The 24,505-nt window shown below is 56.3% G+C and carries 40 protein-coding genes and 2 pseudogenes; 23 read left to right on the top strand and 19 right to left on the bottom strand.

The features are described 5' to 3' along the window. Positions 1–50: 50 nt before the first annotated feature. Positions 51–308 (bottom strand): DUF982 domain-containing protein, encoded by a 258-nt coding sequence (locus tag MRBLMR1_RS19735; RefSeq protein WP_500065791.1) that lies wholly within the window; start codon positions 306–308, stop codon positions 51–53. 101 nt (positions 309–409) lie between these two features. On the opposite strand from MRBLMR1_RS19735, the gene MRBLMR1_RS19730 reads away from it, so the two are divergent. From MRBLMR1_RS19730 to MRBLMR1_RS19710, 5 genes are all read left to right on the top strand, one after another. Then, positions 410–1,300, top strand: coding sequence for an SDR family NAD(P)-dependent oxidoreductase (locus MRBLMR1_RS19730; RefSeq protein WP_500065790.1), 891 nt, complete (start codon positions 410–412; stop codon positions 1,298–1,300). After that, positions 1,297–1,809 carry an RrF2 family transcriptional regulator gene (locus MRBLMR1_RS19725; protein ID WP_500065789.1) on the top strand — a complete coding sequence of 171 codons (513 nt, stop codon included), beginning with the start codon at positions 1,297–1,299 and terminating at the stop codon, positions 1,807–1,809. Before MRBLMR1_RS19730 ends, MRBLMR1_RS19725 begins: the two co-directional genes overlap by 4 nt. Positions 1,810–1,820: 11 nt before the next feature. Beyond that, complete coding sequence (locus tag MRBLMR1_RS19720; protein WP_500065788.1) at positions 1,821–2,573, top strand: SDR family oxidoreductase; 753 nt, start codon at positions 1,821–1,823, stop codon at positions 2,571–2,573. Positions 2,574–2,586: 13 nt separating this feature from the next. Beyond that, positions 2,587–3,024: a cupin domain-containing protein gene (locus MRBLMR1_RS19715; RefSeq protein WP_500065787.1), complete on the top strand. Its 438-nt coding sequence runs from the start codon at positions 2,587–2,589 to the stop codon at positions 3,022–3,024. An 82-nt stretch (positions 3,025–3,106) separates the two neighbouring features. After that, complete coding sequence (locus MRBLMR1_RS19710) at positions 3,107–3,553, top strand: carboxymuconolactone decarboxylase family protein (protein WP_500065786.1); 447 nt, start codon at positions 3,107–3,109, stop codon at positions 3,551–3,553. Positions 3,554–3,795: 242 nt separating this feature from the next. Here the strand turns inward: MRBLMR1_RS19710 and MRBLMR1_RS19705 are convergent, their stop codons facing one another. Then, positions 3,796–5,031 carry an MFS transporter gene (locus MRBLMR1_RS19705; protein ID WP_500065785.1) on the bottom strand — a complete coding sequence of 412 codons (1,236 nt, stop codon included), beginning with the start codon at positions 5,029–5,031 and terminating at the stop codon, positions 3,796–3,798. Positions 5,032–5,140: 109 nt separating this feature from the next. Between MRBLMR1_RS19705 and MRBLMR1_RS19700 the strand changes: the two genes are divergently transcribed. The 5 genes from MRBLMR1_RS19700 to MRBLMR1_RS19680 all read left to right on the top strand — a co-directional run bounded on the left by MRBLMR1_RS19700 (position 5,141) and on the right by MRBLMR1_RS19680 (position 8,525). Further along, entirely contained in the window at positions 5,141–5,593 is a 453-nt protein-coding gene (locus MRBLMR1_RS19700) for a winged helix-turn-helix transcriptional regulator (RefSeq protein WP_500065784.1), read from the top strand. A gap of 30 nt (positions 5,594–5,623) precedes the next feature. Further along, entirely contained in the window at positions 5,624–6,967 is a 1,344-nt protein-coding gene (locus MRBLMR1_RS19695) for a pyridoxal phosphate-dependent decarboxylase family protein (protein ID WP_500065783.1), read from the top strand. 175 nt (positions 6,968–7,142) lie between these two features. Then, a complete protein-coding gene (locus MRBLMR1_RS19690) occupies positions 7,143–7,826 on the top strand; it encodes a GNAT family N-acetyltransferase (protein ID WP_500065782.1) in 684 nt (227 codons plus the stop codon). Between the two features lie 124 nt (positions 7,827–7,950). Then, the gene (locus MRBLMR1_RS19685; protein WP_500065781.1) at positions 7,951–8,163 is read left to right on the top strand and encodes a hypothetical protein; all 213 of its coding nucleotides are present in this window, start codon (positions 7,951–7,953) and stop codon (positions 8,161–8,163) included. Then, positions 8,160–8,525, top strand: coding sequence for a hypothetical protein (locus MRBLMR1_RS19680; RefSeq protein WP_500065780.1), 366 nt, complete (start codon positions 8,160–8,162; stop codon positions 8,523–8,525). The genes MRBLMR1_RS19685 and MRBLMR1_RS19680 overlap by 4 nt, the downstream gene beginning before the upstream one ends. Positions 8,526–8,539: 14 nt before the next feature. Here the strand turns inward: MRBLMR1_RS19680 and MRBLMR1_RS19675 are convergent, their stop codons facing one another. Further along, complete coding sequence (locus MRBLMR1_RS19675) at positions 8,540–8,815, bottom strand: hypothetical protein (RefSeq protein WP_500065779.1); 276 nt, start codon at positions 8,813–8,815, stop codon at positions 8,540–8,542. A 342-nt stretch (positions 8,816–9,157) separates the two neighbouring features. Here MRBLMR1_RS19675 and MRBLMR1_RS19670 point away from each other — a divergent pair. Further along, positions 9,158–9,335, top strand: a pseudogene (locus MRBLMR1_RS19670) (DUF3606 domain-containing protein). Between the two features lie 6 nt (positions 9,336–9,341). Further along, positions 9,342–9,539 carry a hypothetical protein gene (locus MRBLMR1_RS19665; protein ID WP_500065778.1) on the top strand — a complete coding sequence of 66 codons (198 nt, stop codon included), beginning with the start codon at positions 9,342–9,344 and terminating at the stop codon, positions 9,537–9,539. A gap of 113 nt (positions 9,540–9,652) precedes the next feature. Here MRBLMR1_RS19665 and MRBLMR1_RS19660 read toward each other — a convergent pair whose 3' ends face one another. From MRBLMR1_RS19660 to MRBLMR1_RS19645, 4 genes are read right to left on the bottom strand one after another with little or no spacing between them, the layout of a single operon-like run. Further along, positions 9,653–10,336 (bottom strand): SOS response-associated peptidase, encoded by a 684-nt coding sequence (locus tag MRBLMR1_RS19660; protein ID WP_500065777.1) that lies wholly within the window; start codon positions 10,334–10,336, stop codon positions 9,653–9,655. 21 nt (positions 10,337–10,357) lie between these two features. Further along, entirely contained in the window at positions 10,358–10,513 is a 156-nt protein-coding gene (locus tag MRBLMR1_RS19655) for a hypothetical protein (RefSeq protein WP_500065776.1), read from the bottom strand. Next, positions 10,510–10,656 (bottom strand): hypothetical protein, encoded by a 147-nt coding sequence (locus tag MRBLMR1_RS19650; RefSeq protein ID WP_500065775.1) that lies wholly within the window; start codon positions 10,654–10,656, stop codon positions 10,510–10,512. The genes MRBLMR1_RS19655 and MRBLMR1_RS19650 overlap by 4 nt, the downstream gene beginning before the upstream one ends. Before the next feature lies 1 nt (position 10,657). After that, positions 10,658–10,906, bottom strand: a complete 249-nt coding sequence (locus MRBLMR1_RS19645; RefSeq protein WP_500065774.1) for a hypothetical protein — start codon at positions 10,904–10,906, stop codon at positions 10,658–10,660. 185 nt (positions 10,907–11,091) lie between these two features. Between MRBLMR1_RS19645 and MRBLMR1_RS19640 the strand changes: the two genes are divergently transcribed. Beyond that, entirely contained in the window at positions 11,092–11,604 is a 513-nt protein-coding gene (locus MRBLMR1_RS19640; protein ID WP_183688622.1) for a ferritin-like domain-containing protein, read from the top strand. A gap of 64 nt (positions 11,605–11,668) precedes the next feature. Here MRBLMR1_RS19640 and MRBLMR1_RS19635 read toward each other — a convergent pair whose 3' ends face one another. Continuing rightward, positions 11,669–12,379: a Crp/Fnr family transcriptional regulator gene (locus MRBLMR1_RS19635; RefSeq protein ID WP_183688624.1), complete on the bottom strand. Its 711-nt coding sequence runs from the start codon at positions 12,377–12,379 to the stop codon at positions 11,669–11,671. A gap of 127 nt (positions 12,380–12,506) precedes the next feature. Here MRBLMR1_RS19635 and MRBLMR1_RS19630 point away from each other — a divergent pair, with 127 nt between their 5' ends. From MRBLMR1_RS19630 to MRBLMR1_RS19620, 3 genes are all read left to right on the top strand, one after another. After that, positions 12,507–12,743: a DUF6894 family protein gene (locus tag MRBLMR1_RS19630; RefSeq protein WP_183688625.1), complete on the top strand. Its 237-nt coding sequence runs from the start codon at positions 12,507–12,509 to the stop codon at positions 12,741–12,743. An 87-nt stretch (positions 12,744–12,830) separates the two neighbouring features. After that, a complete protein-coding gene (locus MRBLMR1_RS19625) occupies positions 12,831–13,337 on the top strand; it encodes a sigma-70 family RNA polymerase sigma factor (RefSeq protein WP_500065773.1) in 507 nt (168 codons plus the stop codon). Positions 13,338–13,349: 12 nt separating this feature from the next. After that, on the top strand, positions 13,350–13,958 hold the full coding sequence (locus tag MRBLMR1_RS19620) for a cysteine hydrolase family protein (RefSeq protein ID WP_500065772.1): 609 nt from the start codon (positions 13,350–13,352) through the stop codon (positions 13,956–13,958). Positions 13,959–14,132: 174 nt separating this feature from the next. On the opposite strand, the gene MRBLMR1_RS19615 is transcribed toward MRBLMR1_RS19620, so the two are convergent. From MRBLMR1_RS19615 to MRBLMR1_RS19605, 3 genes are all read right to left on the bottom strand, one after another. After that, positions 14,133–14,534: a VOC family protein gene (locus tag MRBLMR1_RS19615; RefSeq protein ID WP_183687709.1), complete on the bottom strand. Its 402-nt coding sequence runs from the start codon at positions 14,532–14,534 to the stop codon at positions 14,133–14,135. A gap of 205 nt (positions 14,535–14,739) precedes the next feature. After that, positions 14,740–15,033: a hypothetical protein gene (locus MRBLMR1_RS19610; RefSeq protein ID WP_500065771.1), complete on the bottom strand. Its 294-nt coding sequence runs from the start codon at positions 15,031–15,033 to the stop codon at positions 14,740–14,742. Positions 15,034–15,098: 65 nt separating this feature from the next. Beyond that, complete coding sequence (locus tag MRBLMR1_RS19605) at positions 15,099–15,599, bottom strand: YciE/YciF ferroxidase family protein (RefSeq protein ID WP_500065769.1); 501 nt, start codon at positions 15,597–15,599, stop codon at positions 15,099–15,101. Positions 15,600–15,811: 212 nt separating this feature from the next. On the opposite strand from MRBLMR1_RS19605, the gene MRBLMR1_RS19600 reads away from it, so the two are divergent. Next, positions 15,812–16,369 carry a DUF4142 domain-containing protein gene (locus MRBLMR1_RS19600; protein ID WP_500065768.1) on the top strand — a complete coding sequence of 186 codons (558 nt, stop codon included), beginning with the start codon at positions 15,812–15,814 and terminating at the stop codon, positions 16,367–16,369. 226 nt (positions 16,370–16,595) lie between these two features. Here the strand turns inward: MRBLMR1_RS19600 and MRBLMR1_RS19595 are convergent, their stop codons facing one another. The 3 genes from MRBLMR1_RS19595 to MRBLMR1_RS19585 form a co-directional block, all read right to left on the bottom strand. Continuing rightward, complete coding sequence (locus tag MRBLMR1_RS19595) at positions 16,596–16,892, bottom strand: DUF982 domain-containing protein (protein WP_183687701.1); 297 nt, start codon at positions 16,890–16,892, stop codon at positions 16,596–16,598. A 223-nt stretch (positions 16,893–17,115) separates the two neighbouring features. After that, the gene (locus MRBLMR1_RS19590) at positions 17,116–17,586 is read right to left on the bottom strand and encodes an Hsp20 family protein (protein ID WP_500065767.1); all 471 of its coding nucleotides are present in this window, start codon (positions 17,584–17,586) and stop codon (positions 17,116–17,118) included. Between the two features lie 144 nt (positions 17,587–17,730). Then, a complete protein-coding gene (locus MRBLMR1_RS19585; protein WP_500065766.1) occupies positions 17,731–17,889 on the bottom strand; it encodes a DUF2934 domain-containing protein in 159 nt (52 codons plus the stop codon). A gap of 99 nt (positions 17,890–17,988) precedes the next feature. Here MRBLMR1_RS19585 and MRBLMR1_RS19580 point away from each other — a divergent pair, with 99 nt between their 5' ends. After that, positions 17,989–18,780 (top strand): DUF2243 domain-containing protein, encoded by a 792-nt coding sequence (locus tag MRBLMR1_RS19580; RefSeq protein ID WP_500065765.1) that lies wholly within the window; start codon positions 17,989–17,991, stop codon positions 18,778–18,780. A 138-nt stretch (positions 18,781–18,918) separates the two neighbouring features. Here MRBLMR1_RS19580 and MRBLMR1_RS19575 read toward each other — a convergent pair whose 3' ends face one another. Further along, a complete protein-coding gene (locus tag MRBLMR1_RS19575) occupies positions 18,919–19,098 on the bottom strand; it encodes a hypothetical protein (RefSeq protein ID WP_183687695.1) in 180 nt (59 codons plus the stop codon). 128 nt (positions 19,099–19,226) lie between these two features. Between MRBLMR1_RS19575 and MRBLMR1_RS19570 the strand changes: the two genes are divergently transcribed. From MRBLMR1_RS19570 to MRBLMR1_RS19555, 4 genes are all read left to right on the top strand, one after another. Continuing rightward, on the top strand, positions 19,227–20,483 hold the full coding sequence (locus MRBLMR1_RS19570; protein WP_500065764.1) for an NAD(P)/FAD-dependent oxidoreductase: 1,257 nt from the start codon (positions 19,227–19,229) through the stop codon (positions 20,481–20,483). Between the two features lie 36 nt (positions 20,484–20,519). Next, on the top strand, positions 20,520–20,729 hold the full coding sequence (locus MRBLMR1_RS19565) for a hypothetical protein (RefSeq protein ID WP_183687691.1): 210 nt from the start codon (positions 20,520–20,522) through the stop codon (positions 20,727–20,729). 303 nt (positions 20,730–21,032) lie between these two features. Next, on the top strand, positions 21,033–21,896 hold the full coding sequence (locus MRBLMR1_RS19560) for a manganese catalase family protein (RefSeq protein WP_500065762.1): 864 nt from the start codon (positions 21,033–21,035) through the stop codon (positions 21,894–21,896). A 240-nt stretch (positions 21,897–22,136) separates the two neighbouring features. Next, positions 22,137–22,448, top strand: a complete 312-nt coding sequence (locus tag MRBLMR1_RS19555) for a DUF6894 family protein (protein WP_500065760.1) — start codon at positions 22,137–22,139, stop codon at positions 22,446–22,448. On the opposite strand, the gene MRBLMR1_RS19550 is transcribed toward MRBLMR1_RS19555, so the two are convergent. Beyond that, entirely contained in the window at positions 22,445–22,813 is a 369-nt protein-coding gene (locus tag MRBLMR1_RS19550) for a response regulator (RefSeq protein WP_500065758.1), read from the bottom strand. The two genes, MRBLMR1_RS19555 and MRBLMR1_RS19550, sit on opposite strands and share 4 nt — an antisense overlap. 39 nt (positions 22,814–22,852) lie before the next feature. Here MRBLMR1_RS19550 and MRBLMR1_RS19545 point away from each other — a divergent pair, with 39 nt between their 5' ends. Continuing rightward, on the top strand, positions 22,853–23,431 hold the full coding sequence (locus MRBLMR1_RS19545) for a sensor histidine kinase (protein WP_500065757.1): 579 nt from the start codon (positions 22,853–22,855) through the stop codon (positions 23,429–23,431). On the opposite strand, the pseudogene MRBLMR1_RS19540 reads toward MRBLMR1_RS19545, so the two are convergent. The 3 genes and pseudogenes from MRBLMR1_RS19540 to MRBLMR1_RS19530 form a co-directional block, all read right to left on the bottom strand. Then, a pseudogene (locus tag MRBLMR1_RS19540) lies at positions 23,394–23,750 on the bottom strand (GAF domain-containing protein); the annotation flags it as partial. The gene MRBLMR1_RS19545 and the pseudogene MRBLMR1_RS19540 overlap by 38 nt on opposite strands. Positions 23,751–23,809: 59 nt before the next feature. Next, positions 23,810–24,049 carry a DUF982 domain-containing protein gene (locus MRBLMR1_RS19535; RefSeq protein WP_183687679.1) on the bottom strand — a complete coding sequence of 80 codons (240 nt, stop codon included), beginning with the start codon at positions 24,047–24,049 and terminating at the stop codon, positions 23,810–23,812. Between the two features lie 157 nt (positions 24,050–24,206). After that, the coding region (locus tag MRBLMR1_RS19530) for a response regulator (protein ID WP_500065755.1) at positions 24,207–24,505 on the bottom strand (299 nt) is incomplete at its 5' end.

The raw sequence follows: 24,505 nt of genomic DNA, 5'->3' as shown, positions 1-24,505 counted from the left end.
AGAGAGATCTCGTGCCATCGCGCTACACGGCTCCGAGTCAAATGCTGCGCTCAGTGAGCGTAGACGTGAGCCTCGATCGCGGCCGAAATAAATGACTCTTTTGCCACCTCGGCCGGGATCATCCCCTCGGCAGCCTGCTTGCAGTCCGCAATTGCCCGAGAATAATAAGTTCCCCGCTCGGCTGGCCATCTATTTTGCAAATAGTGGATGGCATCAGACGGCCCATCCACCCGTTCTGATGCGCCATGACCGATCCGCACAAGGACAGGTGCGCGCCAGGGCGCGCTACCGATAATATCGATTGCCATGATCATCTCCCAAATCCGCCGTTTTGCTCCTTATTTTAGGCAGATGCACAATATTTCAGCCAATTCTAAATGTTGTCAAGCTCAACTTCACGGGTTATCTCTTGGCCGTTGGCAAGCACACTTCCCCAACTCTGGCCCGGCGACGAAAGCTGGGTCCCTTTTCCGATTTCGTTGTTGGAGCTCTGAACCAACGTTCTCCTTATCTGCGCTTCTTCGCTATTTCGGTCATTCGTTCATATCGGAATCACATCGCTGCGTCTCTGCTCAACAGCGGCTCGGGCTCACACGATAGTCGAACCGGCAATGGGAAATTTCGTAGCTGCCTATTGTTGGCCGACAGCTCGAAACGGAGACAATCCGTGTCAGCTCGTCCCAACACCTTGAGAGATCTCGTCGTCGTCATCGCGGGCGCATCAAGCGGCTTCGGCCGCGGAGCGGCTGAGCAACTCGCTCAGCAAGGTGCGAAAGTCATCATTGCTGCAAGACGCAAGACCATCTTGGACAATATCGTGCTCGACATCGCCAAGACCGGTGGAAGTGCCATGGCGGTCGAGACAGATGTCAGCGACCCCGCGCAGGTTCAAAAAATCGCAGAAGCGGCCATTGCCGAGCATGGACGGATCGATGTCTGGGTCAACAACATCGGCGTCGGCGCAATCGGGTTCTTCTGGGATATCCCAATCGAAGACCATGCTAGGCTGGTTGATGTAAACCTGAAGGGCCTGATTTACGGCGCTCACGCAGCGCTCCGGCAATTTCGCGGCCAGGGATACGGTACGCTGGTGAATGTAGGCTCGATCGATAGCGAAGCGCCGATCGGACTTCAAAATACCTACGCGTGGACCAAGGCCGCGGTTCTCAATCTAAGCCGTTCACTCAACGAGGAGCTTCGCCTGGCAGGCCAAAATGATATCCGCGTCATTTCACAATCGAAGATTGACATGGCCCTAATCATGGATATATGCTATCCACGATTAGGAGTTTCATCATGAAACTGAGCGAAGGAATAGAGCAGGCCATCCACTGCACGGCATTCCTGGCGGGACTGTCCGACGATGGTGTCTTATCGGCGGCAGCAATGGCTGAACTCCATGGCGTTTCGACGAGCTACCTCTTGAAGCATCTGCAGGCGCTGTCTGGCGCCGGGATCGTCGCTACGACGCCGGGTCCGAAGGGTGGATATCGGCTTGGTAAGGCGCCCAAGGACATCAGCCTGCTTGACATCGTCCTGGCGGTCGAGGGACCGGCCCCGGCTTTCCGCTGCGCCGAGATCCGCCAGCGTGGGCCAAATCCTCTTCCGGCGCGCTACTTCACTAAGCCCTGCCAGATCAACGCCGCGATGCTGAAGGCCGAGAGGGCCTATCGCGCAGAACTCGCCAAAGTGTCTGTCGCGGACCTTCTGGCGAACCTTGGCGCAGACGACGACGGCGGTATCGCCGCGCGCGGATGCGCCTTCCTCGAACTCCATGAACGGAAGACGGGCAATCGCGCCTTGTCATAGGAGAAAGCACCATGACCAAGATGAAGAAGGTCGTCGTCATCGGCGGCACGGGCCTGATCGGCTCAAAGGCAGTGAAACTGCTGCAGGACGCCGGCTACGAAGCCGTCGTCGCAAGCTCCCGCAACGGCGTCAACGCTTACACGGGCGAAGGACTGGCCGAAGCGCTTGCGGGCACCGACGCCGTGATCGACGTGTCGAACATGATGTCCTTCGACAAGGCCGTCATCACTGACTTCTTCGGCACGTCGAGCCGCAACTTGACGAGCGCCGAACAGGCCGTGGGCGTGCGCCATCACGTTGTCCTCTCGATCGTCAACGCGGACCGCCTCGCCGCTAACCCATACATGGCCGGCAAACTCGCTCAGGAAGAGGCCGTCGCAGCATCGGGCCAGGCCTACACCATCGTGCGTGCGACACAGTTCCACGAATTCACGGAGACGCTGGTGGACGCCTACTCGGCCGAAGGCGTAGTAAAGGTCCCAGATATCGAATTCCAGCCGATCGCGGCCGACGACGTCGCCGCTGCTCTGGTGGAAGCCGCCCTCGGCGAGCCGAAGAACGGAACCGTCGACCTTGCCGGACCTGAACGAGTGCCTTTCGAATCTTTCATCCGGACTTATCTCGATGCCAAGGGCGACGCCCGGCCCGTGACCTCCGACGCCGCTGTCGCCTATTTCGGCGCGCCGGTCGTCACGGGTTCCCTGGTTCCCGGTGGAGACTACGTCAAGAGCCGGACCACGATCAACGAATGGCTGAGTGCATAGGAGGGGAACGATCATGAACACCATCTTCTATGCGGCTACAGCACTAGCGGCCTCTCTGGCCGTGGCCTCCGCCCATGATGTCGCAAAGCCTGGACTGGCCTACGACACGAAAGATGCCAAGGTAACGCTCGTTTATGAGCACCCCCTCCCCGACGTTCCTGGCAAGAGCGTCAAGGGTGTGCTCGTCGAGTACGGCCCTGGCGGCTACAGTTCAGCTCACACCCATGCAAAATCCGCCCTGATCTACGCGACGGTTCTCGAAGGCGCAATCCACAGCGCCGTGAACGGCGGCGAGACGAAGACCTTCACTGCCGGTCAGAACTTCACCGAGCTGCCGGGCGACCGCCACGACGTCAGCGCCAACGCCAGCAAGACCAAGCCAGCGAAGCTGCTCGCCGTCTTTGTGGTCGACACCGATGACGCCGTCCTGACGACGCCGCGCAAGCCGTAGCGCTACCTACCCCCAACTACTGCACAAGCAACGACGGTTTACCGGCGAACGGAGAACCGTGTCCACGAGAAAGGAAAACGATATGACCCGCATGAACTGGTCCGAAGTCTCCCCCGACGGCGCAAAGGCGCTCTTCGGCGTCCATCACTACGTCACCAAGAAAACGAACCTACCAGAAGAGCTGATTCATCTCGTTTTCCTGCGCGTGTCGCAGATCAACGGCTGCGCCCATTGCATCGACATGCATAGTCGCGATCTGCGCAAGACGATGTCCGAAGACAAGATCACTCTGCTGCCGGTCTGGGATGAGGTACCCCACTTGTTCAGCGAGCAGGAACGAGCAGCACTGGCGTGGGCTGAAGAAGTCACGAATGTCAGCCAGACCCACGCCTCCGACGAGGCCTATGCCGCCGCCGCCGGCGTATTCGAACCGAAAGACCTAGTCGATTTAACGATTACGATCGCCGCTATGAACGCCTTCAACCGGCTCGGTGCACCGTTCCGGCTTCCGGTCACGGCAAAAGCCTAAAGCAGCAAAATTCAACCTCGCCCCCCTGTCGGTCGACAAAGGACGACAGGGGCTCGCTCCATCACCTAATGACGCGCGCCCAGGCGCGGAGCCTGTCGTTCGGAGCGGGCGAATAGCGTGTCGCTGCCCCGAATGTCCTCGAACCGAGAGCAAAGGTTGTCGAGCAAAATGCCCGCTAACGTCGTCGCCTTGACTGGCCTCAAATCGACGACCCGCCTTCCATCTTGATCAATTCGTCGGCCTCAAGGGCTCTCGGACCTACCATAAACTCGCTCTGTTATCAGACGCAGCGTCGCTACCCAAATCAGTAACGCGATTGCACTGAAACTCGCTCCGGTCATCGACACGCCAAACCATCCGTGGCGATCATAGGCGAATGTCGACGCGATAGCTCCAGAAGCGCTGCCAATTGAGTAAAAGACCATGTAGCCACCGACAAGGCGGCTACTCGCATCGGGATAGCGATCGAGGATGATGCTCTGATTGGTGACATGAATAGCCTGTACAGCCAGATCCAGCAAAACAATGCCGGCAAGAAGAAAGAGCACTGAAGTCGGCAGCATGGCGATCAGCGCCCATGATGCCAGCAGCAACACAAGTGATGAGCCCGTCGTCCACTGCCCAAGACTCCGACCTGCGAGCCTGCCCGCGCCTGTTGCGGCAACTGCGCCGGCAATTCCAAGCAGACCTAGAAAGCCTATCTGTGTATGGGAATAGGAGAAGGGTTGCGCGCTGAGCGGCAGAACCAGCGCCGTCCAGAATGCACTGAACGCCGCAAAGATTAGTAAAGCAAGAACGCCGCGGACAAGCAGAATGCGATCACGAAGAAACAGCTGCAGCGCGGAGCGAACTGTATCGACGTAGCTTTGCCTTGCCCGTTTTTGGCGCTGACCAGGCAAGACACGCATCAGCAGCACAACCATGCCGGCCGTCAGTATTGCAGAGGTGAGATAGACAGCACGCCAGCCTCCAAGATCCGCCAATAATCCGGCAATGAGGCGGGCAGCAAGAATCCCGATTACCACACCACTTGTCACCACACCTATGGCCCTGCCGCGCTCGGCAGGCGCTGACAGGCTCGCGGCAAAGGCAACGAGAACCTGCACCATCACAGCAAGCAGGCCCACGGCAGCCAGACCGGCAAACAAGATCGCCCTGGTTTCCGCCGTGGCCACGGTGATCAAAGCGATTACGGACAAGATACCCTGGCCGATAATCAATCGACGGCGGTCGATCAAATCACCCAGCGGAACAAGGAATATCAGTCCCAGTGCGTACCCGATTTGCGTTAGCGTCACGACCAGACCAAGCTCGGATGGTGCGATGTCGAAATCGTTGGCAATCGAATCAAGTAATGGTTGGGCATAGTAGATGTTTGCGACGCTGAGGCCTGCCGTCACTGCGAAAACCAGGACGGTAGCTCGCGATAATCCCTTTTGAGACTGGCGATTGGTGCCGTGTTCATTCGGCTGCTGCATGGCGACTCCAACTGTGAACTTTGATCCGGTCCTATTTTAAGACCACTTGCCACCATGAAATTCCAGTTCTATTTTAGAACCAGAATCAGAGATAGAGGATTAGGGAATCATGGTGAAACGGGTCAGCCTGTGGGATGCTGGGTGTCCAGTTGGGCGTGCGCTCGATGTTATAGGTGACTGGTGGTCGCTGCTGATCATCCGCGACGCTTTCGATGGTGTGCGCCGGTTCAGCGAGTTTCAGACAGGTTTGGGCATTGCCAAAGGCATGCTTGCGACGCGGCTGCGTGACCTCGTCCAACGGGGCATTCTGGAAACGGCACCAGCCTCCGACGGCAGTGCTTACTCGGAATATGTCCTGACTGAAAAAGGACGTGGTCTCTTCCTGGTCATCGTCGCGCTGCGCCAATGGGGTGAAGACCACCTATACCGTAGAGATGAACAGAAATCCTCGCTGGTGGTCACGGAGACAAACGAACCGGTCGCGCGCTTGGAGTTGCACACACAGGACGGACGCCCTGTGGACTGGAACGCCACTCACGTGAAGAAAATCAAGGACCGCTGAACCGTGCCCGGACAGCGTAAGGAAAGAAACATGCAGGAACTGCAACTGATCGCCGATGTGGATGAACGCGCAAGGAAATATCTGCAGGGGATCGAAGGTCGCCCACCGTTCCCTAACAAGGCCGCTCGCGATGGTCTGACCGCCTTTACAGAGACACTCCCGGAGCAGGGCCTCAACCCCGCCGATACTCTACGTTTGCTCGATACGTACGGTTCGCCGGCGACCACGGCCTCGAACGGGCCCCGTTATTTTGGCTTCGTGATTGGCGCGGCCTTGCCGGCAGCAGCTGCAGCAGAACGTTTAATGCTGGCGTGGGACCAGTGCGCCTCGTCCTACGATAATTCGCCAGTTGCTGCGACGATCGAGAAGGTTGCGGCGAGCTGGCTGCTGGAAGTGTTAGACTTACCACGTGAAAGCGCGGTGGGCTTTGGCACAAGCGCGACAGCCTGCACCCTTTCCTGCCTCTCAGCCGCTCGACGCTCGCTGCTGGCGCGTCAAGGATGGGACTTTGACAGAGATGGATTGATCGGCGCCCCAGAGATCAAAGTCGTTGTTTCCCAAACCGTGCATGTGACCGTGATCAAGGCGCTTCGACTGCTTGGGTTCGGCGTCTCCCGCTTGACCATCGCACCGACCGATGAATACGGCAGGATTGACCCCGCCAGACTACCGGCACTCGACGACCGAACCATCCTTTGCCTGCAGGCCGGTGAGGTCAATACCGGTGAATTCGACCCATTCGTCCCGTTGATCACAGCAGCCCGTGCGGCAAATACCTGGGTCCACGTTGATGGCGCTTTTGGCCTGTGGGCGCGAGCATCGTCGCGCAGAGCGTTGACGGGGGGGATCGAAGAGGCAGACAGCTGGACGACGGACGGCCACAAGTGGCTGAACACCCCATATGACGGCGCGGTTGCCATCTGCCGTGATGCCGAGGCGCTTGCACAAGCCATGAACGGTGATGCGGTTTATGCGACGGCTGCAGCTGATGCACAGAAAAATCTGACGCTGGAGTTTTCGCGCCGAGCCCGTGGCATCCCGATTTGGGCAGCGCTCAGGACGCTTGGACGTGGTGGTGTTGCGGAAATGGTCGATCGACATTGCGATGAAGCTGCATGGTTGGCGGAAAGACTCCGTGAGGGTGGTCTCGAGGTTCTTAACCGCGTTGTTCTCAATCAGGTGCTGTTACGTTGCGGCGATGATGAGCGAACTGCGAAGGTCCGTGAGACAGTCTTGGAAACTGGCGTTGGCTGGTTCGGGAAGACCGTTTGGCAGGGCCGGACTGCTTTCCGTATCAGTCTTTCATCCTGGCGTACCCAACATGAAGACGTCGTACGCCTGGCCGACGCTTTGGTGATCGCAGCACGGGGTTGAACGATGTCGTCTAATGAAACCTGAGATGGCCCCATCTCCAGGGATGAGTGGCACGCAATCGCTAGTACTCGCTATCCCTGGCCCCAAGGAGACTAACGAACTTTCGTCAAATAACGAACCTCCAACTCGTTGAGGACTCACCAGGGAGGCACGCGACCTCGAAGATCATCCAGCGGTGTGCGTTGTTTGGTCCTGCCGGCGTTCTGCAGCCTCGCCCGCGTTCATTGTTTTCGGGGTCCTCATTTCCCTAAGACCTATAACTGGCTTTCCGGAACTGTCGGATGGACGATCCTTTGATATTAAAGCCGGACAGGCTCCTTTCAATCAACACAAAGCCCGATCAGAGCGACACGTGATAGAAACCGACCGACTCACTCTCCGCATGCCGACGATTGCTGATTTTCGGCCGACGCTTGAAATGTTCTCAGAGGAGGCAGTATCCCGTTACATCGGCCAGCTTAGCCGGACTGACGTCTGGGTTCGATTGCTACGCGACGTTGGACAACGGCAACTAATGCACTTCGGTCTGTTCTCGGTGATTGAGCGTGACAGTGGCATTTATATCGGGAAAGTCGGCTTTGGCATCTTCGAACGCGAACTAGGTACTCATGTACAGACCAATGTCGAAGTCTCTTGGACCTTGAGAGCTAGATTTCATGGAAAAGGCTATGGTTCAGAAGCAGCAAGTTCCGCTCAGAAATGGTTTGACCAAAAGCATAAGCAGCAGACTGCGTGCTTGATAGCCGTCGAGAATCTCCCATCGATTCGCCTCGCTCAGCGTATGGGTTATCACGAAGTGGACCGAATAAAGCGAGACAAAGGGGACGCTGTCGTTCTAATCCGGGATCCCCCTCCGTAAGTTGCGCAGCGGCGAAATTGGCGGGACCGCGCATCTTTGACGCAGGTCTTTCCGTTCGGTGTAATTGAGCCATGTTGAGAGAGATAAAACCTCTCCGTATTCCGCCCGCTTAGCTCGATCTGCCATGACCATCACGCGCCAAACTCTTCGATACCATGCCGCCGCCAGCCGGGCTTACGCCGACACCTGGACGGTGATCGACATTTTCACCGGCTTGCCGATCGTTGTCGGTGGCGTTGTCATGGACTGCCTTTCGGCCGATCAGGTCAACGAAATGGTCGATGAGTTGAACTACGAGGATCTGGATATGCGCGGCAAGCTACGGCCCGATCCATGACCATGACCTTGTTCTACCGATCCTATCTGATCACCTTCAGGCTTTTGCTCGGGGCTATAGCGGGCCTAGTGCTTTATCTTGACCAGACTGACGCGATCTCGTTGCACTGGCCCTTCACAGCGCTGGCAGCGATTGGCGTCTTGGCGGCATCTATTCTCGCGACCATAGGCGCGCTCGGAAACCCTGCGACGGTTGAGCGGTGGGCGACAACGCGTCGTGCCATGCCGAAGGAACAGCTTACGTGGCGCTGCATGCCCTGCCGGTCTATACTGCTTTCGATCTTTAGCCGCAGCGGTACGCCTGCATCGAGCCCATCAGCGAAATGCGAAACGAGCGAGCGAAGCGGCGCACGCGCCGCCTAGAGCCCTGACGTTTCTCAGTGGCGAGTTTCGGAAAACTCACGCTCGACCTCGGATAAAAGCCGTGCGGCCTCAAGTACCGTGGCGGCTGCGCCTTCGAGGTCGCCAGCGATCGTCGCGCGATTCAGCTCGATGCGTTCGCTCAGCTGATCCATTTTCCGCCAGCGGTCATGGGCAACAGCTCGGGAAGCAAGTGCTCCCAACCTGAGCGTTTTGCTAAGTTCCTGCAGCACGACATCACGTTCCGACACGTTCATCTCAGAGAAAACCTTACGGTTTGAAGTGAGTGCCATATGCTTAACTCCTTGGCCATTGCCTCACGGGGATATGTGCTGCCCAATGAGCAAACATGATGATTGGCTTAGAGTCGCAGATGACGCCTGCAGCTTTCACCGCATGTACGCGTTGGCCCAGGAAATATCGATAGATACCATTGATCCGCAGCTGAAGTCCGCCGCAGATGACGTGGTCGACGTCTTGAAGGATGTCGTTAGCTTGGCGCTTGCCAGTTCTGACATCCTCCAGGAAACGCGTCGGCGGTTTACGGTCCTGACGAACGTCCTCGCCGGCGCCCCCGAAATGGAACAGTTCGTCACCTTTGCTGGTTCTTCAGCAGAACAGGAACAGGAGCTGTTATGTCAAATTCTGGAAAAGGTCGCGAACAGGACCGCGCACGAGTTGCCGGCCACCAGGACCATGAAGTCCGATGAGGCGGACAAGGAAGGCGTCTCCAAGGGGATGGTGAAGGACACCATCAAGGAAGTCGGCAATAGCCGAGAGAAGGTCGAAGACGAACTGGATTGTAAAAAGTGAGACATCATGTCAGTTCCCTCCATCGAATTCCTTTCACTTGCGTCGAGCCAGATGGTGCGCAGCGCCGTCAGACGACAGCCCGGCTACCAGCTGCCAGAGAGTGATGGCGCGTTTGCGCTCCTGCTCGATCGATTGTCACAATCGGAAAACGGCCGGAGCCGTACCGATATCAGGGCAAACAGGCCTTGTCGGGAAACCGAATAGTGCTCATATGCTGATCAGTGGTTGCGCGCTTGTCCCCCGGCGCCAGCTGTTCCCCTCTGGAGGTTTCGACCTTCCAATTTCAAAGGGCCGCGGTTTTCGCTGGCCCTTTTTTCTTACAATGAATTGACCAGCGGCTTTTTCGTATCCGTCCCATCGTAACGCGACGGATTAATCTCGCGCCCGACGCGATGAAACACCAGTTCGTCGTCAATTTGCCGATCGAGCAATAGCGCCTTCGCGTCATAGCATTTGATGTCTGTATCAAGCCAGGCGCTGTAACATGCCGGATCGAGAATGATCGGCATTCGCGTATGGATGTGGGCGATGCCTTTAACGGCGGGTGCGGTGATGATCGTGCAACTGGTCACGCCAAGGTTATCATTGTGTGCCCAAAGGCCAGCAAAGGAAAAGCCCTTGCCCTCTGGCAACTGCAGAAGCCATGGATCCTTTTTCCCGTCCTCGTCGCTCGTCGTCCATTCGAAATAGCCGTCGGCCGGGATAAGGCAGCGTTTTGAGTTGAACGGCGCCCGGAACGCACCGGACGTGTCGACGGTCTCGATCCGCGCATTGAACATGGCAGCTTTCGGCATTTCCTTGGCGAAGAACGGCACAAACCACCAGCGGCCGTGATCAACCTCAATCGCGCCCGCTTTATCCCTATGGGCAAAATAGACGCTCTGCGTCGGTGCAATATTGTATTGCGGCGGCATGTTAGAGGGTGGAGCAGCGGGATTGTGAATACTATAGAGGGCATGGATCTCAGCCCAAGTCATCTCATTGGTGAAACGTCCGCACATTATGACAACCCCGTTTCAGGCCTATCCATTATGCTGAATAGCATGCGGAGAGGGCTGCTGCTCCAGCTGGCCCGGCGTGAAAAAGACCATGTAGACGCCGGCAATAACAATCGCGATTGCAAAAATCACTGCGACGAACGTCATCATACCGAACCGTGCGTGGCTCCCGCTACTCATATCTCATCCTTTGGAAGCTCATCGTCGGCGTTTTTCAGGCCCTCTTCGGCCTTTTCCTTCAGCAGCTCACGGTTCTTGTCGGCCTTTTCTCCGCCTTCAGAGCGGGCAGCATCACTTTCCGGTGCGTTCTTCTGATCGGTCATATCAAGCTCCTGTTGCGTTGCGGATGGCGTTCAAGAGAGTGGCGAGCACCTGCTCGCCCTCATCTGTGATGGCGGCGCGATTGCCGTCAATCTGGATTAGCCCTGTTTTTTCTAATTCTGTCTGACCGGCAGAACTGGCTTTGTGGCCGGCGCCGTCATCGAGGACGACTTCTTTAACCGGCTCGCCGCTGGCGAGTTCATGGTAGGCCGCGAAGACGAGAATGGATCGAGCTGCATCGCTGAGAATCATTGTTGGCTCCTGTTGTGCAATGCACCCCAACAATTCGCAGCGCAGATCGATCCAAAAAACCTGACCGGAACGATGTAGCGGGCGGCGTGTTGACGCTTCGAGCGGTTCGATGAGCGACCGACGATCCGGAGTTGACCGGATAGAGAGAAAATTGTGCGTGAGCTCAAAGCCTAAGGAGACTATCAATGAGCGACGATAAGACACGAGATATTTTCGTTACGGGCCTTAAGAATGCCCACGCCATGGAAAATCAGGCTCTTTCGATCATGAAGCCGCAGGTGAAGCGAATCGAGAATTACCCCGAAATTGCCGCGCAGCTTGAGAAGCACATTTCGGAAACGGAAGGCCAAATTGAACGGCTCGAAGAGATTTTAACGAGCCTCGCTGAGGACCACTCCTCTCTGAAAGACATAGCACTTTCATTTACCGGATCAATGGCCGCCCTGAGCCACACCGTGGCCGGCGACGAAATTCTCAAGAACAGCTTTGCAAATTACGCATACGAGAATTTTGAGATTGCAGCTTACAACTCCCTGATTACGGTTGCCGAGCTTGGCGGCTACTCTGGATTGGTCTCGTCCCTTCAGGTCAATCTCGACCAAGAGATTGCCATGGCCCAATGGCTGCAGGACAATCTGCGGCCGACCACCATCAAGTTTGCTGAGCTCAAAGAGAGCGGCGAGACGGCCAAAGTCTAAATCTCTCAATCTACCCTGTCAGAAACGCAGGGTAGATTCTCTCGGCGGCCAGTTGGCACAAGTATCAGAACTTCCCTGACCGGCCTGAATCCTCAAACACCCTTTGATATTCTGCTTCAGGAGCGCCGTAGCAATCCCCAGCCATTTCTTCCAGCAGCGTCCGGTCTAAAACGGTAATCAGGTTCCGTTCAGACCGAATCCCATGCCGGCCTTCAAGTTTGTGAAGAGCGTCTGTAACGCTGGGTCGTCTCACTCCCAGCATCAGCGCAAGGAAATCGTGGGTTAGGGTCAGGCTATCGCCCAAACGATCGTGGCACATCAAAATCCATCGAGCTAGGCGCGCCTCGATATCGAATTTCCCGTCAGCAAGGGCTGTGGACGCGATCTGTATCATAAACACGTGAGCATATTTCAACAGGATAGTCGAAAGCGACACACTTTCAGCCATCAACCGGCGGAGCGATTTCGCGTCTATTCGGAAAGCTTCGCCCGCACCTTGCATGAAGGCCCGATGCGGGCTCATGTCTGACCCGAGAATAATAGGTACGCCCGAACAGCCTTCCCGACCAATACAGCCAACTTCGATCTTATGATTTCCAGCGACCGCGATTTCTGACGATAACCCGCTTTCGAAGAAGTAGACGTAAGGAATTGGGGTCTTCGCCTCGAACAATACGTCTCCCTGAGCTAGGCTGATGCGCTCCAAATGCCGTCTTAGCGCATCCGCATCCGCTCTCGACATAGCCCGCAGAAGCCCGTTCGATGTCCACGTCATGGTTGCCTCCTTACCTGAGCGTCATCGCGCGTGAATTAGTGTGATTACCCGCCATTTCCATACGGCTTCACGGGTGAAACTTTCGCTTTCCATTTCAGTTTCAACGCGACACAGGAGCGATAGAGCGATGCCCAGATTTTACTTCAACATCCGGACAGACAGTAGCTTCATGCACGACCATGAGGGTGAAGACCATGACTCTCTGGCTGAAGCAGAGAAAGAAGCAATAGCTTCTGCTCGCAAAATTGTAGCCGAAGCCGTCAGGACAGGCGACGTGACGGTTCGTGAAAAGGCCTTCGAACTGACCGACGTGAACGGGACTGTTTTGTCCTCGATCGTGTTCGCTGAAATCCTCCGGTCCTGACCCACGTCCGGTATCGTACTGACCCCAGCATGCACGGAACGTGAGAGCGAACTTTTGGTTAAGCTTCTACAACCAGGAGGAAGCATTATGGAATATGCGAAATCTGCTGGCTTCAGCCACGCCGAGTTGACGAACTATGTCCCCGCTCTCCGTGCGTTCGCGCGGCGTTTTTACAAATCCGAATACGACATCGATGACTTGGTACAGGATACACTGACCAAGGCGCTGGCCAACGCAAGCCGTTTCGAAGAGGGAACTCGGTTACGCTCCTGGCTATTTACCATCATGCGCAATCTGTTTTGCACAAGGTATTCGATGGCGCGCCGTGAGCAGGTTGGGATAGCCGACGACGCCGCGTCGTCTCTGTCGACCCAACCCACTCAAGAATGGCTCGTGCGAGGAAAAGAGCTTGAGGCCGCGATCACGGCACTCCCGGACCCCTCCGGTGATGCGCTCCGCATGATCTTCATTGAGGGGATCACCTACGAAGTGGCGGCCCATAGATCGCATTGCCCGATCGAGACGGTCAAAAGCCGGGTTAATCGAGCCCGAGCCAGCCTTATGAAGACACTAGACCATAGCCCGAACATTTGAGCTGGAAGCATCATGGCAAATGCATTCGGTGACTGGCGACACTTATGCATCGACATGCAGCGTATGTTCGGTGAGAATACCTCTTGGCACGTCGACTGGATGGGAAAAATCCTGCCGCAGGTAGAGGCAGTCGTCGCGAAGGTTCCTGAAAAGACCGTTTTCACCCGATTCATTCCGCCTCAGAATGCAGACCACGCTCACGGCGCTTGGCGGCCCTATTACCGCAAATGGGCCGAGATGACGCTCGATAATCTACCCCCACACATGCTGGACATCATCCCAGCTCTCAGTCGGGTGGCGCCATCTGCCGGCGTTTTTGATAAATCGACCTACAGCCCTTGGATCGATGGCCGCCTTCATCGACAGCTTCAGGATGAAAACGTAACGACCTTGGCTGTCACAGGAGGCGAGACGGACGTATGCGTACTGGCAACGGTGCTCGGTGCTATCGATCTGGGTTACCGGGTCATCGTCCTCTCGGACGGAATATGTAGTGGTGCTGACGAAACCCACGACGCAACACTGAAGCTGCTAGGCAACCGCTTTACGGTACAGCTTGAAATCGTAACGACGGAGACCTTTCTCGATCAGATAGGGTCCGGAGGTCCATGTTGCGGTTGACCAGCGTAATCTAGGCCCCCGCGCCACGACGAAAAGTCGCGACGCGGCGGAAGTAGGTTTAAAGAACACCGGCAGATTTTTCGCGCATTTAGAGTAAGCGATGTGCCTGCAAACCTGCGTACCTCAGCTAGCCGAGGTATCGGCTTTGATCTGAAGGCTGCTTCTTGCGAAAAACTATGGCAGATCACGAGCATGAACGAAGCACAGTTTGTTGCCCTCTGGGTCGCGACAATAGGCAGCGAAAAAGTCATGATTGTATTGGGGACGGATACCGGGTTCGCCTTCATCTGATCCTCCATTATCAAGCGCAGTTTGCCAAGCCACCACGACGGTTTGCCGCGATACCGCTGCAAAACTGACTTGCACACCGTTACCCACAGTTGCCGGTCGACCGTCGAACGGACGTCTTACAGCGAACTGGGGCCATCGTCGTCCGCGCCGCTGCCAGATAAAGCCTGCTGTGTTATCGGCCGTCTGAACGGGCTCACGCGCCAATCCGAGCGTGCCAAGGACTACATCATAGAAGGCCACCATGGCCTTAACGTCATTTGCACCGATCATTACGTGGCTGAACATCTTGAACCTCATCCTGCGGCACAGGATCATGCCCTCGGGGAACAATTCCAAGACAGCTGGTGGCGATGGGCATCGCGCCGTTCACCACGCGATGTGAGAACTTCCATTATACTCTCCATGAGAAACTCCTTCCCGCTCAGCCATGCGACCTCGATTACGGATCAAGCGGCTGCAGCCAACGTGGGGAGAGAACAGCGATTACCATTTAGATACGGATGCATTCGGTTGCCCGTATAAGGATTTCGTTCTGATCGAACATAGCTTCCAGCCGCTCGCGATATGAGCGCCACCATATGGTTTCGAGGTCCTCCGCCATGACTTCGGCAACAACAATGCGGTCGTTTTCGACCTCCCCGTCATCCTTCCACAACCCTTCGGCTGGGGAATTTACGTGAAGAGTAGCGCCTCCAAACCGACCAACGAGCTCCTCGCGGACCGCTTCGATCGCGGACTGAGCATCTCCACTCGTAACGGGCAGAAAGATTTCGATTAGGTGCATCACGTCCATCATATCAAATAAGGACGGCCGCCCAATGGGCGGCCTGACCGAGATTTGCGCAAGATTTAGGAGGCCTTCTTGCCTTTGGCGTTTGCGGAGCCCTTGGCCAGTTGCGTCAGCTTCTGGTCGGTCGCCTCTTCCTCAGAGAGATTTGCCTGCAAGAGCGGGACGGCGTCAGTAAGGCCGAGTTGGTTGGCCCATTCAATCAAAGTACCGTAACGGGCAATCTCGTAATGTTCGACCGCTTGCGCCGACGAAATAAGGCCAGCGTCCAAGGCCGGGCTGTCCTTGAATTCTTCTATAATCTCCTCGCCCTCGGCAATGATACCCTGGATGGCCTCGCAGGTCTTACCGCGCGCGGCCTTGCCAAGGAGTTCGAAGACCTGCTCAAGGCGTTCAATCTGCCCCTGGGTTTCGTCGCGGTGCTGAAGGAAGCCGGCCTTGCCTTCCTCGGACTGCGCAGCTCGGGCCATCTTGGGCAAAGTCTTCAGGATCTGCTTTTCGGCATAGTAGATGTCTTTGAGAGTATCCAGGAAAAGGTCGTTGAGGGTTTTGGTTGCAGCCATGGGTTTTCCTCCTGATTGGCAACGGTTTCGCTCGATAACTCATTCCGAGATTGATGAGTTCCGCGTCCACCAGCGTTACTAATGTAGATGTTAAGAAAGGCCAGTATTGCTGTAGGACTAGCCACCATCTGTGACTTTGCAGGTACAAATCTTAGCGCCGGGAACTTTCCTGCAAAGTCGCTGTTGGTCAGCGATTGAACCTGGAGAACATCATGAACCGCCGCACTGTACTTGCTTCGGCCGCATTTGCTGCCGCTATTCCCGCCCTTCTTTCCGTTCCCGCATTCGCTCAAGGCACTCCGGCGCCGGGTGACGCCGAAAAGAAGCACGCTGCTGACACCAAAATGGTCGGATCGTTATCGCTTGCGACCAGCCGTGTTGCTGAGGAGAAGGCGTCTGACGCCATGATGAAGGCCTTCGCCAAATGGGAAGTCGCCGAACAGGAAACGATCGCCGACATCCTGAAATCTATGGAAAGCACCGGAAAGGCCGAAGGCGCGCTCAAGCCGCCGTCGGCAGACGAAGTCGAAGCAATGCTGGATCCCGACGGCAAGACTTCACTTGAAAAGCTGAGAGGTCTTTCTGGCGCCGAATTCGACAAGGCGTATGTCGCGGCTCAGCTTGACGGTCACAAAAAGCTACTGGTGATCCAGGAGGATTACCTCAAGGTTGGCCAGAACAGGGAGCACTTGAGCGTTACAAAGCTGGCTCGTGGTCAGATCAAGGAGCACATCGAGCACCTCGAAATGCTGAATTCGAAGTTGGGCTGACATCAGCCTCTTTCGGACGACGGAACCCCGTACCCGCGAAGCCGTTCTCCAGAACTTAAATGCATATGGAGAACGGCATTGCTGAAATTTATTGGTGGTACGATCGGTGTAATCTTCCTTATCGGCCTAATCGTCGTAGTCCTTCTGCTGAAGTTGATTTTCTAGGACCACGAGGGTGAGCCCACCGTTTTGGGGCTGGTTGCCGGTGACACTCGATCGACCTCGATCATAGGCCCCCGAGCTTGGCGCCGCGGTCACGCCGCAGGCAAGGCGGCACATCTTCGAGCGACGCTAGCTTACCGTTCTGCTTCAGGAAACGCTCGAAGTTCTTGCGGACGGCCGAGATAGGCCAGCGGCCCCCGGCAGCTTCGTGGCAATATCGGCTTAAGGTCTGGTAGGCGATGTTCCGCTTCTCTTGTGGCCATTCGTCCAGAAAATCGAACACGTCGTCCACGCCGGTGATTTCCTGCACGAAATACCGACGCTGAGCGTATAGTGGTTTGTCGAACAGAGCGAGCGCCATAGTATCCTCCTTGCTTGACTCGAGTGGTCGAACGCTGAAGGCCGGCCTTTTTGGGCCGGCCTCTGATCGTTATCTTGAAGACTTCGCCTGTGGAGAAGGATTCTGGATCTTGCGCAGCAAGTCTGAGAACACCTCTCGGACATTACTCTTCCGTTTCAGTCCTATGCGTCGACGAACTTCAACGGTGAACGGCTTCACACGAGACTTCATGGAAATCACCCGTTCAAGCGACTTGACGGTCTGCTTCCAGCTGAAGGGGCTCGTTTTGAAACGTGGCGCCCCCGATCGCGACCTTCCGCGGCTTCATCGCCTCGGGGACCTCTCTCTTCAAGCTCACCTGCAAGAGACCGTTGGCGAGCGAGGCGTCCTCAACCCGGACATGGTCGGCAAGTTCGAACTTGCGTTCGAAGCTGCGGCCAGCGATGCCGCGATGCAGATAGTCCCCTTCCTTCGTCTCGGTTTTCTGGCCTTTGACGATCAGAACGTTACGTTCTTGGGTGATTTCCAGATCTTCTTCCCCGAACCCAGCCACCGCCATTTCGATGCGGTAGTCGTTCTCGCCGGTCTTGACGATATCGTAGAGCGGCCAGCTGTCGACTGCATGCAGACGCTGGGCGTTAGTGAGAAGGTTGAAGACGCGGTCGAAGCCAACGCTGGACCGGTACAGCGGTGCGAAATCAAGATCAGTTCTCATAACCATATCCTCCGTAAAGCAACATGGAAAGGGGAGCGGAACGCCCGCTGCCCCCGGCTCTTCGGCCCCCTTTTGGGCTGCCGACAACGGCGATTTAATTTCGCATTTTTGGTCGTTCAAGAGCACTTGAGAAATTTTTTGTAGTCAGTATTCGTCATCGTCCCAGGACGTACTTGGGTCTGGCTTTCCTGCTTTTCCTGCCTCCCATTCCTCGGTAGCGCGCATCCAGCCCTCCGGGCGACCCGCTTCCTCCCACATTTGGTAAGCCCGTTTCGTGATCCAATCTTCCCGTTCAAGCGCCATTGTTTCCTCCCATTGTTGAGCCTATTCGAAAGGGCTCTCATGAACCATTAGGGTTGAATATAGTTTCAGCCGTATCGTTGTCGAATGGCAGGAAATTCCATGATCACATCATCCGCGCCCTCTGGAGCTTCCAGAGGGAAACTTGCCAAGGCTGGAGTCGCTCTCGGTTTCGGACTGGGTGGATTTTTCGATGGGATTCTGCTCCATCAGATTTTGCAGTGGCACCACCTTCTGAGCGGTCTGCAGGCCGGCCGGCTCGATATCCGTACCTTGATCCTGTCCGACGGACTATTTCATCTCCTTATGTATCTCGTCACGTGCTCCGGGCTTTGGATGCTTTGGCGGGCGCGACGGAACGTACAGTGGTTTAACGAAGATCGAAGGATTATGGCCTTTGCAGCAGTTGGCTTCGGTACATGGCATATCGTTGACAGCGTTCTTTCGCATTGGATCCTCGGCATTCACCGTGTCAGGATGGACGTGAGCAATCCTTTGATTTGGGACCTGGCATGGTTTGCTGCTTTCGGCGTAGTGCCTCTGATCGTTGCTTTATACCTATTCAAAGCCCCGCCCGCGTCACATTCCCGGATGCTAAGTTCGCCTTTTGCGCTCGTGTTGGCTGCATGTACGGCGGGTTCTGCGGCGCTTCTGCCTGCTCCCCAAGCGAACGCGATTATGGTCGTGTTTCGACCAGACCTTTCTACAGGCCATGTTCTCGAAGCCATAGGGTCAGTCGAGGGGCAAATCTTATGGAATGACGAGACGCAAACCGTATGGGCGATCCAGGTTGCTCAGCCCGCACGAGCCATCGATCTGTATCGAAAGGGCGCACTTCTTGTTGGCGGCTCGATCTTGCCAGCAGGATGTTTCGGATGGACAAGAGCTAGCTGAGATAAATCAAAATTGTTGCAGCGATTGCTAGAACGCCAGCGATCAATAAGCCGAAGCGGACTACCCCTGATCGCGAACCCATCGGGCCAACCAGCCGAAAAAACCAGTCTGGTCCTTGGTTACCGGAATGGGACATGATCATGTTCCTGTAAACAGGCCGTAGGCCACTATAAAAAGATACAGGGCAAACGCAGTAATCGCCACGCCGCCAATCAAACCGACCAAGCCTCGTCCCATCAGAACCTTTCGTCGCTTTTGCGGCTGAGTATCATTTGAGGGTGCTAGCCCGGTTGGCGTCCCTTTTGGGTCTGTAGTCATCGCTATCTCCTATGTCTGTTAGAGTACAACCGGTTCATTCCCAGCATGTTCCCCGTCCGGTTGCGTACTGGGAACCAAAGGCCGCGTATCCTGTTAGCGGGCAACTTTACATGCGATAGGGAAATTTCATGGCGGGAAGAGTTGTCATTATCGGCGGTGGATTTGGAGGGTTGGCCTGCGCCCAGGAACTGGGCGACACCGAGTTCGGCGTTACGGTCATCGACAGGCGAAACCACAACCTTTTCCAGCCGCTGCTTTATCAGGTTGCGACCGCCGCTTTATCGCCTGCAGATATCGCGGAGCCGATCCGAAAGACCCTGGGGAGGTATCGCAACATAAGCATGATCATGGGGGAAGTGGTCGGCGTGGATATGGAACGAAAGCATGTGTTGCTCGACAGCGGGTCCCCCGTTGAGTACGACCAACTCGTTGTCGCCACCGGCTCCGATTATAATTATTTCGGGCACGATGCCTGGCGAGCTCATGCTCCGGGAATGAAAACACTCCATGAGGCCCGGATGATCCGTCAACGGCTCTTGCTGTCCTTCGAGAGAGCTGAGCGGGCGGCAACCTCCGCCGAGAAGCGAGGCCATCTTACCTCCGTCGTGATCGGAGGAGGGCCGACGGGTGTCGAGATGGCTGGCGCCATCTCGGAACTGGGGCGTTTTATGATCGATCGCGATTTTCGTAACATACAGCGGGACCAGGTCAGGGTCATCCTGATCGAGGCCGGCCCGAAAATCCTCGCGGCCTTTCCCGATAAGCTTTCAAGCTACGCAGTAATGTATCTCAGACAGATCGGTGTTGAGGTTCGCACCGGCGAGCGAGTGCTTGACGTCACTTCGGACGGTGTAGCGGTCGGCACAGAGTTCATTACAGCCGGCTGTGTTGTTTGGGGGGCAGGTGTGAAGGCTTCGCCCGCGAACCGTTGGCTCGGCATTGCGGACGCTCCCGGTGGTCGGATTCCTGTCACTCCACAGCTCGCGGTGACGGGCTTGTCAGAGGTGTACGCGATCGGAGATACCGCCCACGCCGTCGGGTCAGACGGAAAGCCTTTACCCGGCTTGGCCCAGGTAGCGAAACAACAAGGCACTTACCTTGGAAAGTACCTGAAGGACCCCAAACCAGATGCGCCTCCCTTTGAATTTCGCAATCGCGGCAACACAGCGGTGATAGGCCGCAACGCCGCGATATTCGATTTCGGCAAATGGACCCTGAAAGGCCGCGCAGCCTGGTTTCTATGGGCCATCGTCCATGTCTATCTTCTCATAAACTTTGAGAAGCGCGTTCTCGTCAGTGTCCAGTGGATCTGGCGATACCTGACCAGACAGAGGGGCGCCCGTATTATTGATGAAGAGGCGACGACCACGGTGCGAATTGAATAGGCCTTTCGGTCCCACAGTCATTCAGGAGGACGTGAGATGTCAGCAACTTTATGGCTTTTCTTACTGGCAGGGGGCGCCGCCGGCCTTGGCATTGCCATGTCTGTCGCCTCGAAATGGGCGACGATCGTCGCCGCCACGATAACCCTTATCGGCGCACTGGGTCTCGCTTACTTTCTCTTCAATGGACAGTCGATTGGGGTCCAGGACCCTCCTGATGCCGGCCTGTCTGCACCGCCTAGACCTTAGACAGGAGCTGAGATGAACACTGAGAAACGTACTGTTCCGAGAATGCTTGTCTTTGTAGGCGCCATATTTCTAACTGCTCTCACTCTTGGCGGCTTATACCTCTTCATTTCAACGCCTGGATCTCCTGACAGCGAAACCTTGCAGCGTCCGCAAAATGCAACGCTTGAGCAGAACTCACGATGAGTTCCCGGCGGGTCCAAAAGCGTACGGAGCTGAGCAGTGTCACCGCTCTTGGGAACTCCATGCCATCCTCCTGGTTCACGATCCGTTATCCAATCGGATTTTGATCCATAAGGAGGAATCATGTTCAGCTTTGACAAGCGTCTGCAATATCCTGTGAAGGTGAGCTCACCCGATCCGATCTTCGCGCGTATGCTTCAACAGGCCATTGGCGGTGTTGAAGGTGAGATCCGTGTGTGCATGCAGTACTTCTTCCAGGCATGGGGTGCGCGCGGCCCGACCACCAAGTATCGCGACATGCTGCTTCACACCGCCACCGAAGAAATGGGCCATATCGAAATGCTCGCCACGGCCGTGGCGCTCAATCTCGACAAGGCGCCGGCAAGCCTTGCCGAAGCAGGCGCAGCTGATGGAATCGTCGGCGCGGTGATGGGCGGCGAGAATCCGCGTCACGTAATAGAGGGAATGTTGCATCGACACATTCTGTCGACCGGCATGGCTGCCTTCCCGGCGAATGCTGAAGGCGTTCCGTTCGATATGTCCCATATCTACGCGAGCGGCAATCTGGCAGCGGATATGTATTGCAACGTCGCAGCCGAAAGTACCGGCCGCGTCCTCGCCACGCGCCTTTACAACGCCGCCCACGACGCCGGTATGAAAGACATGCTGCATTTCATGATCGCCCGCGACACCATGCATCAGCAGCAATGGCTCGCTGTCATCGAAGAACTGGGCGGCAACGAAGGTGCGCTTCCGATCCCGAACAGCTTCCCGCAGGAGCAGGAAGACCAGACCCATAACTACGACTTCTTCGCCACCGCGTCCGATGGCTCTGTCCCGCCGCCTGCGCGATGGAACGAAGGTCCCTCAGTCGATGGCAAAGGCCAGTTCACGGTCTTCCAGAACGTGCCCATGGGTGAGGAGCCGATACTCGGTCCGGCTCGCCCCGACAGCGGCGCTCAGATTGAGCAGATCGGCAAGCCTTAAAAGTCAGCATCGGCACGGCGGCATTGCCGCCGTGTCCTCAATCCATCATGCGCTGATAGTCGCGCGAACAAGGAGAACTGCAATGGTCGAGAAAACAGTAAGCGAATCTGATCAGGTCATAACCAAAGCGCACACCAGTAGACGGTTCGCCGAAAGCGTCGATACAACCAAGACGCCACAAGAGGAGCGTGAGGACCCGAAACGGATCCATCAGGGTCTACGTGAAGCAGATAGCAAGTAGTGGCAGCGTCCACCTGGGGAACCCCGGGGCCCAGGAAGCAGTTTCCTGACAACTTGAAAGGCACCGGAAAGCGCATGACCCGATATTATTTCCACTACCGCATAAACGGCGTGCTCGAAATGGATCCCGACGGAAGTGAGCTTTCGACCGATGACGAAGCGATCGCAGAGGCCGAGGGAGCAGCCCGGGAGCTACTCGCTGCTAAGGTACTCAAAGGCGATATCGTCGATGGTGATGTCTTTGAAATCACCAAGGAAACTGGCGAAATTATCGCGAGATTGCCTCTCAAATCTGTCTTGAAACTTGGCTAATGTTGCCTTCGAAGTCCCGCCATCAGGCTTTCCAGCACCCGCGCAATGCCTTCCAAGGTGTACGGCTTCTGGATGACAATCCTACCCTGATGCGCCTCAGGGAGAAGTGCTTGCTCTTCGTACCCGGTAGCAAAAATGAAGGGTACTCCCTGTTCATTAAGGCGATCAGCAACGAGGAAACTCGTCTGATCGCCCAGATTTGTGTCAAGGACTGCCATTGTCGGCGACGAGGTATCGATAATCTCGAGCCCGCCCTCAACGGAAGAGGCGGTCTGAACATCGGTCCCGAGGCGGCTGAGAATATCTTCCGCATCGAGTGCGATGATGAGACTGTCTTCGACAAGCAAAATGCGCTGACTGACCAAAAACCTGTCATATACCGTGCGACTTGTGTGACTAGGTGAATGCTGCGCTTGTTTCAGGCGAGGGGGGCTTTGTGGCCCGGCCGTCTCGGATACATGACGTGCGGGAATCCGGAACTCCGCTTTATCCGGGGTCTGATCCGGCAAGCCAAGCCATCATCAAATAAAATCGAGGACTTTGTTGACTTGGTCGATGGTCGTATTCACGCCCTAGCGCGGGCCCACAATCAGATCACCGATGATCATTGGGGGCCTGCCCCTATTGGCGCACTTATTGATGCAGAGACCCGCGCGTTCTTGGACGAGCAAAACAGCGGCGTGCAGATTACAGGTGAGCAGGTCCTATTGAATCCGCAGGCCTATTCAACGATGGCACTTGTCGTCCATGAACTGGTTACGAATTCCACGAAATACGGCAGCTTGTCGAATGGCGGCACGGTTGATGTTTCGTGGACGCGGACCAAAGAGGGAGACCTGCGGTTCAAGTGGCAAGAACGAGGCGGACCACCCGTCAACCCGCCAACCCGAAAGGGCTTTGGTACGACGATCATCAGTCGTTCTGTACCTTATGACTTAGGTGGTCAAGCTGTTGCCACTCCGCGAAACTTGCTCGTGGGATGAGGCGCGGCCCGTTTGGACCATATTCCACCGGCTTTCGCGGGTCTCCCGCCCAGCGGACCGAGTGGACCAGTTCTCTGCGGAAGAGGATGACGTAGTCGCGCGGTGACCGGGAAATCGGGATTGCGAGCATCCCGGCAACTTCTTCGTCATGCTCTTCGGCGCCGGGAACAAGGGAGGCGATGTGGTCCGTGGCGAATATTCGAGACGCTGATACACCATTCAACGCTCGGACAATTCGGCCAAAGGCCTCGGTTGAAGGGGATACGCCCCAGAAAGCGTAGTTTCCATTGATCCAGACGCCCACTCCTTCCGCGGGAAGCTTTGGGGGCTATTTGCTTGCCACCATTACTTGCGTGGCAGATAGAATGCCTTCGCGGCTTACTCCCGAAGGAGACCGGCACTTCTGGCGGCAACTCTGAAAGCCGCCGCGGCGCTGTCTCCTGGAATGACACCCGACACTGCCTTGAGGCAGGCTCTTTTGGCCTTGCTGGCCTCCGGGCCACCTTTGGGGAAATCTGTTGCCAAGGACGCAACCGCCTCTCTGCTGTTCCTGACGCATTTCAAACCGCCGGGTGCGCCGGTTGCGATCTCGACAGGGTATTCCCAAAGTTCAGTCATCGGTCTTCCAATGCAAAGGTATGTTAACAGCGAGCGCTTGGTCGATCGCTGGGACGGGCCCATCAGTAACCCGAGTGGTCATCAGATTGTTCCCATCTCATTCTCGCTCTCGGAGCACGTAAAGGGCACGCCCAGGACGTAACCGCGTCCCCGACGTTCAGGCAGAACGTCGGCCAGCATTTGCATCCTCCGCCAGCACTAGGCTCGCTGGCGGGGCACCACTATCGTCCCCTTGGATGATTGCCGAGACATAGACCAGGGCATTCTTCATGCCGTTCATCGTGTAGGGCTTTTCGATTGCACCGAGAGCACCGGCAAAATCCTGCGGGATCCGTTTGATGTTTCCGCTGACGAATACATAGGGTATCCCGGCAGCCGCCAGCTCGCGCCCGACATCGATCCCGGTCGGGCCGTCCATCAAGTGGATATCGACGAACGCGAAGTCCGGCTTTGAAG

Source organism: Neorhizobium sp. LMR1-1-1.1 (assembly GCF_040675795.1).
Taxonomy (GTDB): domain Bacteria; phylum Pseudomonadota; class Alphaproteobacteria; order Rhizobiales; family Rhizobiaceae; genus Neorhizobium; species Neorhizobium cellulosilyticum.
Note: the sequence above shows the minus strand (reverse complement) of the source record. Positions and strands in the feature narration are given on the sequence as shown.

Coding starts and splice junctions, on each gene's coding strand:
- MRBLMR1_RS19735 (WP_500065791.1), bottom strand. CDS start 308: ATGGCAATCGATATTATCGGTAGCGCGCCCTGGCGCGCACCTGTCCTT.
- MRBLMR1_RS19725 (WP_500065789.1), top strand. CDS start 1,297: ATGAAACTGAGCGAAGGAATAGAGCAGGCCATCCACTGCACGGCATTC.
- MRBLMR1_RS19720 (WP_500065788.1), top strand. CDS start 1,821: ATGACCAAGATGAAGAAGGTCGTCGTCATCGGCGGCACGGGCCTGATC.
- MRBLMR1_RS19715 (WP_500065787.1), top strand. CDS start 2,587: ATGAACACCATCTTCTATGCGGCTACAGCACTAGCGGCCTCTCTGGCC.
- MRBLMR1_RS19710 (WP_500065786.1), top strand. CDS start 3,107: ATGACCCGCATGAACTGGTCCGAAGTCTCCCCCGACGGCGCAAAGGCG.
- MRBLMR1_RS19705 (WP_500065785.1), bottom strand. CDS start 5,031: ATGCAGCAGCCGAATGAACACGGCACCAATCGCCAGTCTCAAAAGGGA.
- MRBLMR1_RS19700 (WP_500065784.1), top strand. CDS start 5,141: ATGGTGAAACGGGTCAGCCTGTGGGATGCTGGGTGTCCAGTTGGGCGT.
- MRBLMR1_RS19695 (WP_500065783.1), top strand. CDS start 5,624: ATGCAGGAACTGCAACTGATCGCCGATGTGGATGAACGCGCAAGGAAA.
- MRBLMR1_RS19685 (WP_500065781.1), top strand. CDS start 7,951: ATGACCATCACGCGCCAAACTCTTCGATACCATGCCGCCGCCAGCCGG.
- MRBLMR1_RS19680 (WP_500065780.1), top strand. CDS start 8,160: ATGACCATGACCTTGTTCTACCGATCCTATCTGATCACCTTCAGGCTT.
- MRBLMR1_RS19675 (WP_500065779.1), bottom strand. CDS start 8,815: ATGGCACTCACTTCAAACCGTAAGGTTTTCTCTGAGATGAACGTGTCG.
- MRBLMR1_RS19665 (WP_500065778.1), top strand. CDS start 9,342: ATGTCAGTTCCCTCCATCGAATTCCTTTCACTTGCGTCGAGCCAGATG.
- MRBLMR1_RS19660 (WP_500065777.1), bottom strand. CDS start 10,336: ATGTGCGGACGTTTCACCAATGAGATGACTTGGGCTGAGATCCATGCC.
- MRBLMR1_RS19655 (WP_500065776.1), bottom strand. CDS start 10,513: ATGAGTAGCGGGAGCCACGCACGGTTCGGTATGATGACGTTCGTCGCA.
- MRBLMR1_RS19650 (WP_500065775.1), bottom strand. CDS start 10,656: ATGACCGATCAGAAGAACGCACCGGAAAGTGATGCTGCCCGCTCTGAA.
- MRBLMR1_RS19645 (WP_500065774.1), bottom strand. CDS start 10,906: ATGATTCTCAGCGATGCAGCTCGATCCATTCTCGTCTTCGCGGCCTAC.
- MRBLMR1_RS19640 (WP_183688622.1), top strand. CDS start 11,092: ATGAGCGACGATAAGACACGAGATATTTTCGTTACGGGCCTTAAGAAT.
- MRBLMR1_RS19635 (WP_183688624.1), bottom strand. CDS start 12,379: ATGACGTGGACATCGAACGGGCTTCTGCGGGCTATGTCGAGAGCGGAT.
- MRBLMR1_RS19630 (WP_183688625.1), top strand. CDS start 12,507: ATGCCCAGATTTTACTTCAACATCCGGACAGACAGTAGCTTCATGCAC.
- MRBLMR1_RS19625 (WP_500065773.1), top strand. CDS start 12,831: ATGGAATATGCGAAATCTGCTGGCTTCAGCCACGCCGAGTTGACGAAC.
- MRBLMR1_RS19620 (WP_500065772.1), top strand. CDS start 13,350: ATGGCAAATGCATTCGGTGACTGGCGACACTTATGCATCGACATGCAG.
- MRBLMR1_RS19615 (WP_183687709.1), bottom strand. CDS start 14,534: ATGTTCAGCCACGTAATGATCGGTGCAAATGACGTTAAGGCCATGGTG.
- MRBLMR1_RS19610 (WP_500065771.1), bottom strand. CDS start 15,033: ATGCACCTAATCGAAATCTTTCTGCCCGTTACGAGTGGAGATGCTCAG.
- MRBLMR1_RS19605 (WP_500065769.1), bottom strand. CDS start 15,599: ATGGCTGCAACCAAAACCCTCAACGACCTTTTCCTGGATACTCTCAAA.
- MRBLMR1_RS19600 (WP_500065768.1), top strand. CDS start 15,812: ATGAACCGCCGCACTGTACTTGCTTCGGCCGCATTTGCTGCCGCTATT.
- MRBLMR1_RS19595 (WP_183687701.1), bottom strand. CDS start 16,892: ATGGCGCTCGCTCTGTTCGACAAACCACTATACGCTCAGCGTCGGTAT.
- MRBLMR1_RS19590 (WP_500065767.1), bottom strand. CDS start 17,586: ATGAGAACTGATCTTGATTTCGCACCGCTGTACCGGTCCAGCGTTGGC.
- MRBLMR1_RS19585 (WP_500065766.1), bottom strand. CDS start 17,889: ATGGCGCTTGAACGGGAAGATTGGATCACGAAACGGGCTTACCAAATG.
- MRBLMR1_RS19580 (WP_500065765.1), top strand. CDS start 17,989: ATGATCACATCATCCGCGCCCTCTGGAGCTTCCAGAGGGAAACTTGCC.
- MRBLMR1_RS19575 (WP_183687695.1), bottom strand. CDS start 19,098: ATGACTACAGACCCAAAAGGGACGCCAACCGGGCTAGCACCCTCAAAT.
- MRBLMR1_RS19570 (WP_500065764.1), top strand. CDS start 19,227: ATGGCGGGAAGAGTTGTCATTATCGGCGGTGGATTTGGAGGGTTGGCC.
- MRBLMR1_RS19565 (WP_183687691.1), top strand. CDS start 20,520: ATGTCAGCAACTTTATGGCTTTTCTTACTGGCAGGGGGCGCCGCCGGC.
- MRBLMR1_RS19560 (WP_500065762.1), top strand. CDS start 21,033: ATGTTCAGCTTTGACAAGCGTCTGCAATATCCTGTGAAGGTGAGCTCA.
- MRBLMR1_RS19545 (WP_500065757.1), top strand. CDS start 22,853: ATGCTGCGCTTGTTTCAGGCGAGGGGGGCTTTGTGGCCCGGCCGTCTC.
- MRBLMR1_RS19535 (WP_183687679.1), bottom strand. CDS start 24,049: ATGACTGAACTTTGGGAATACCCTGTCGAGATCGCAACCGGCGCACCC.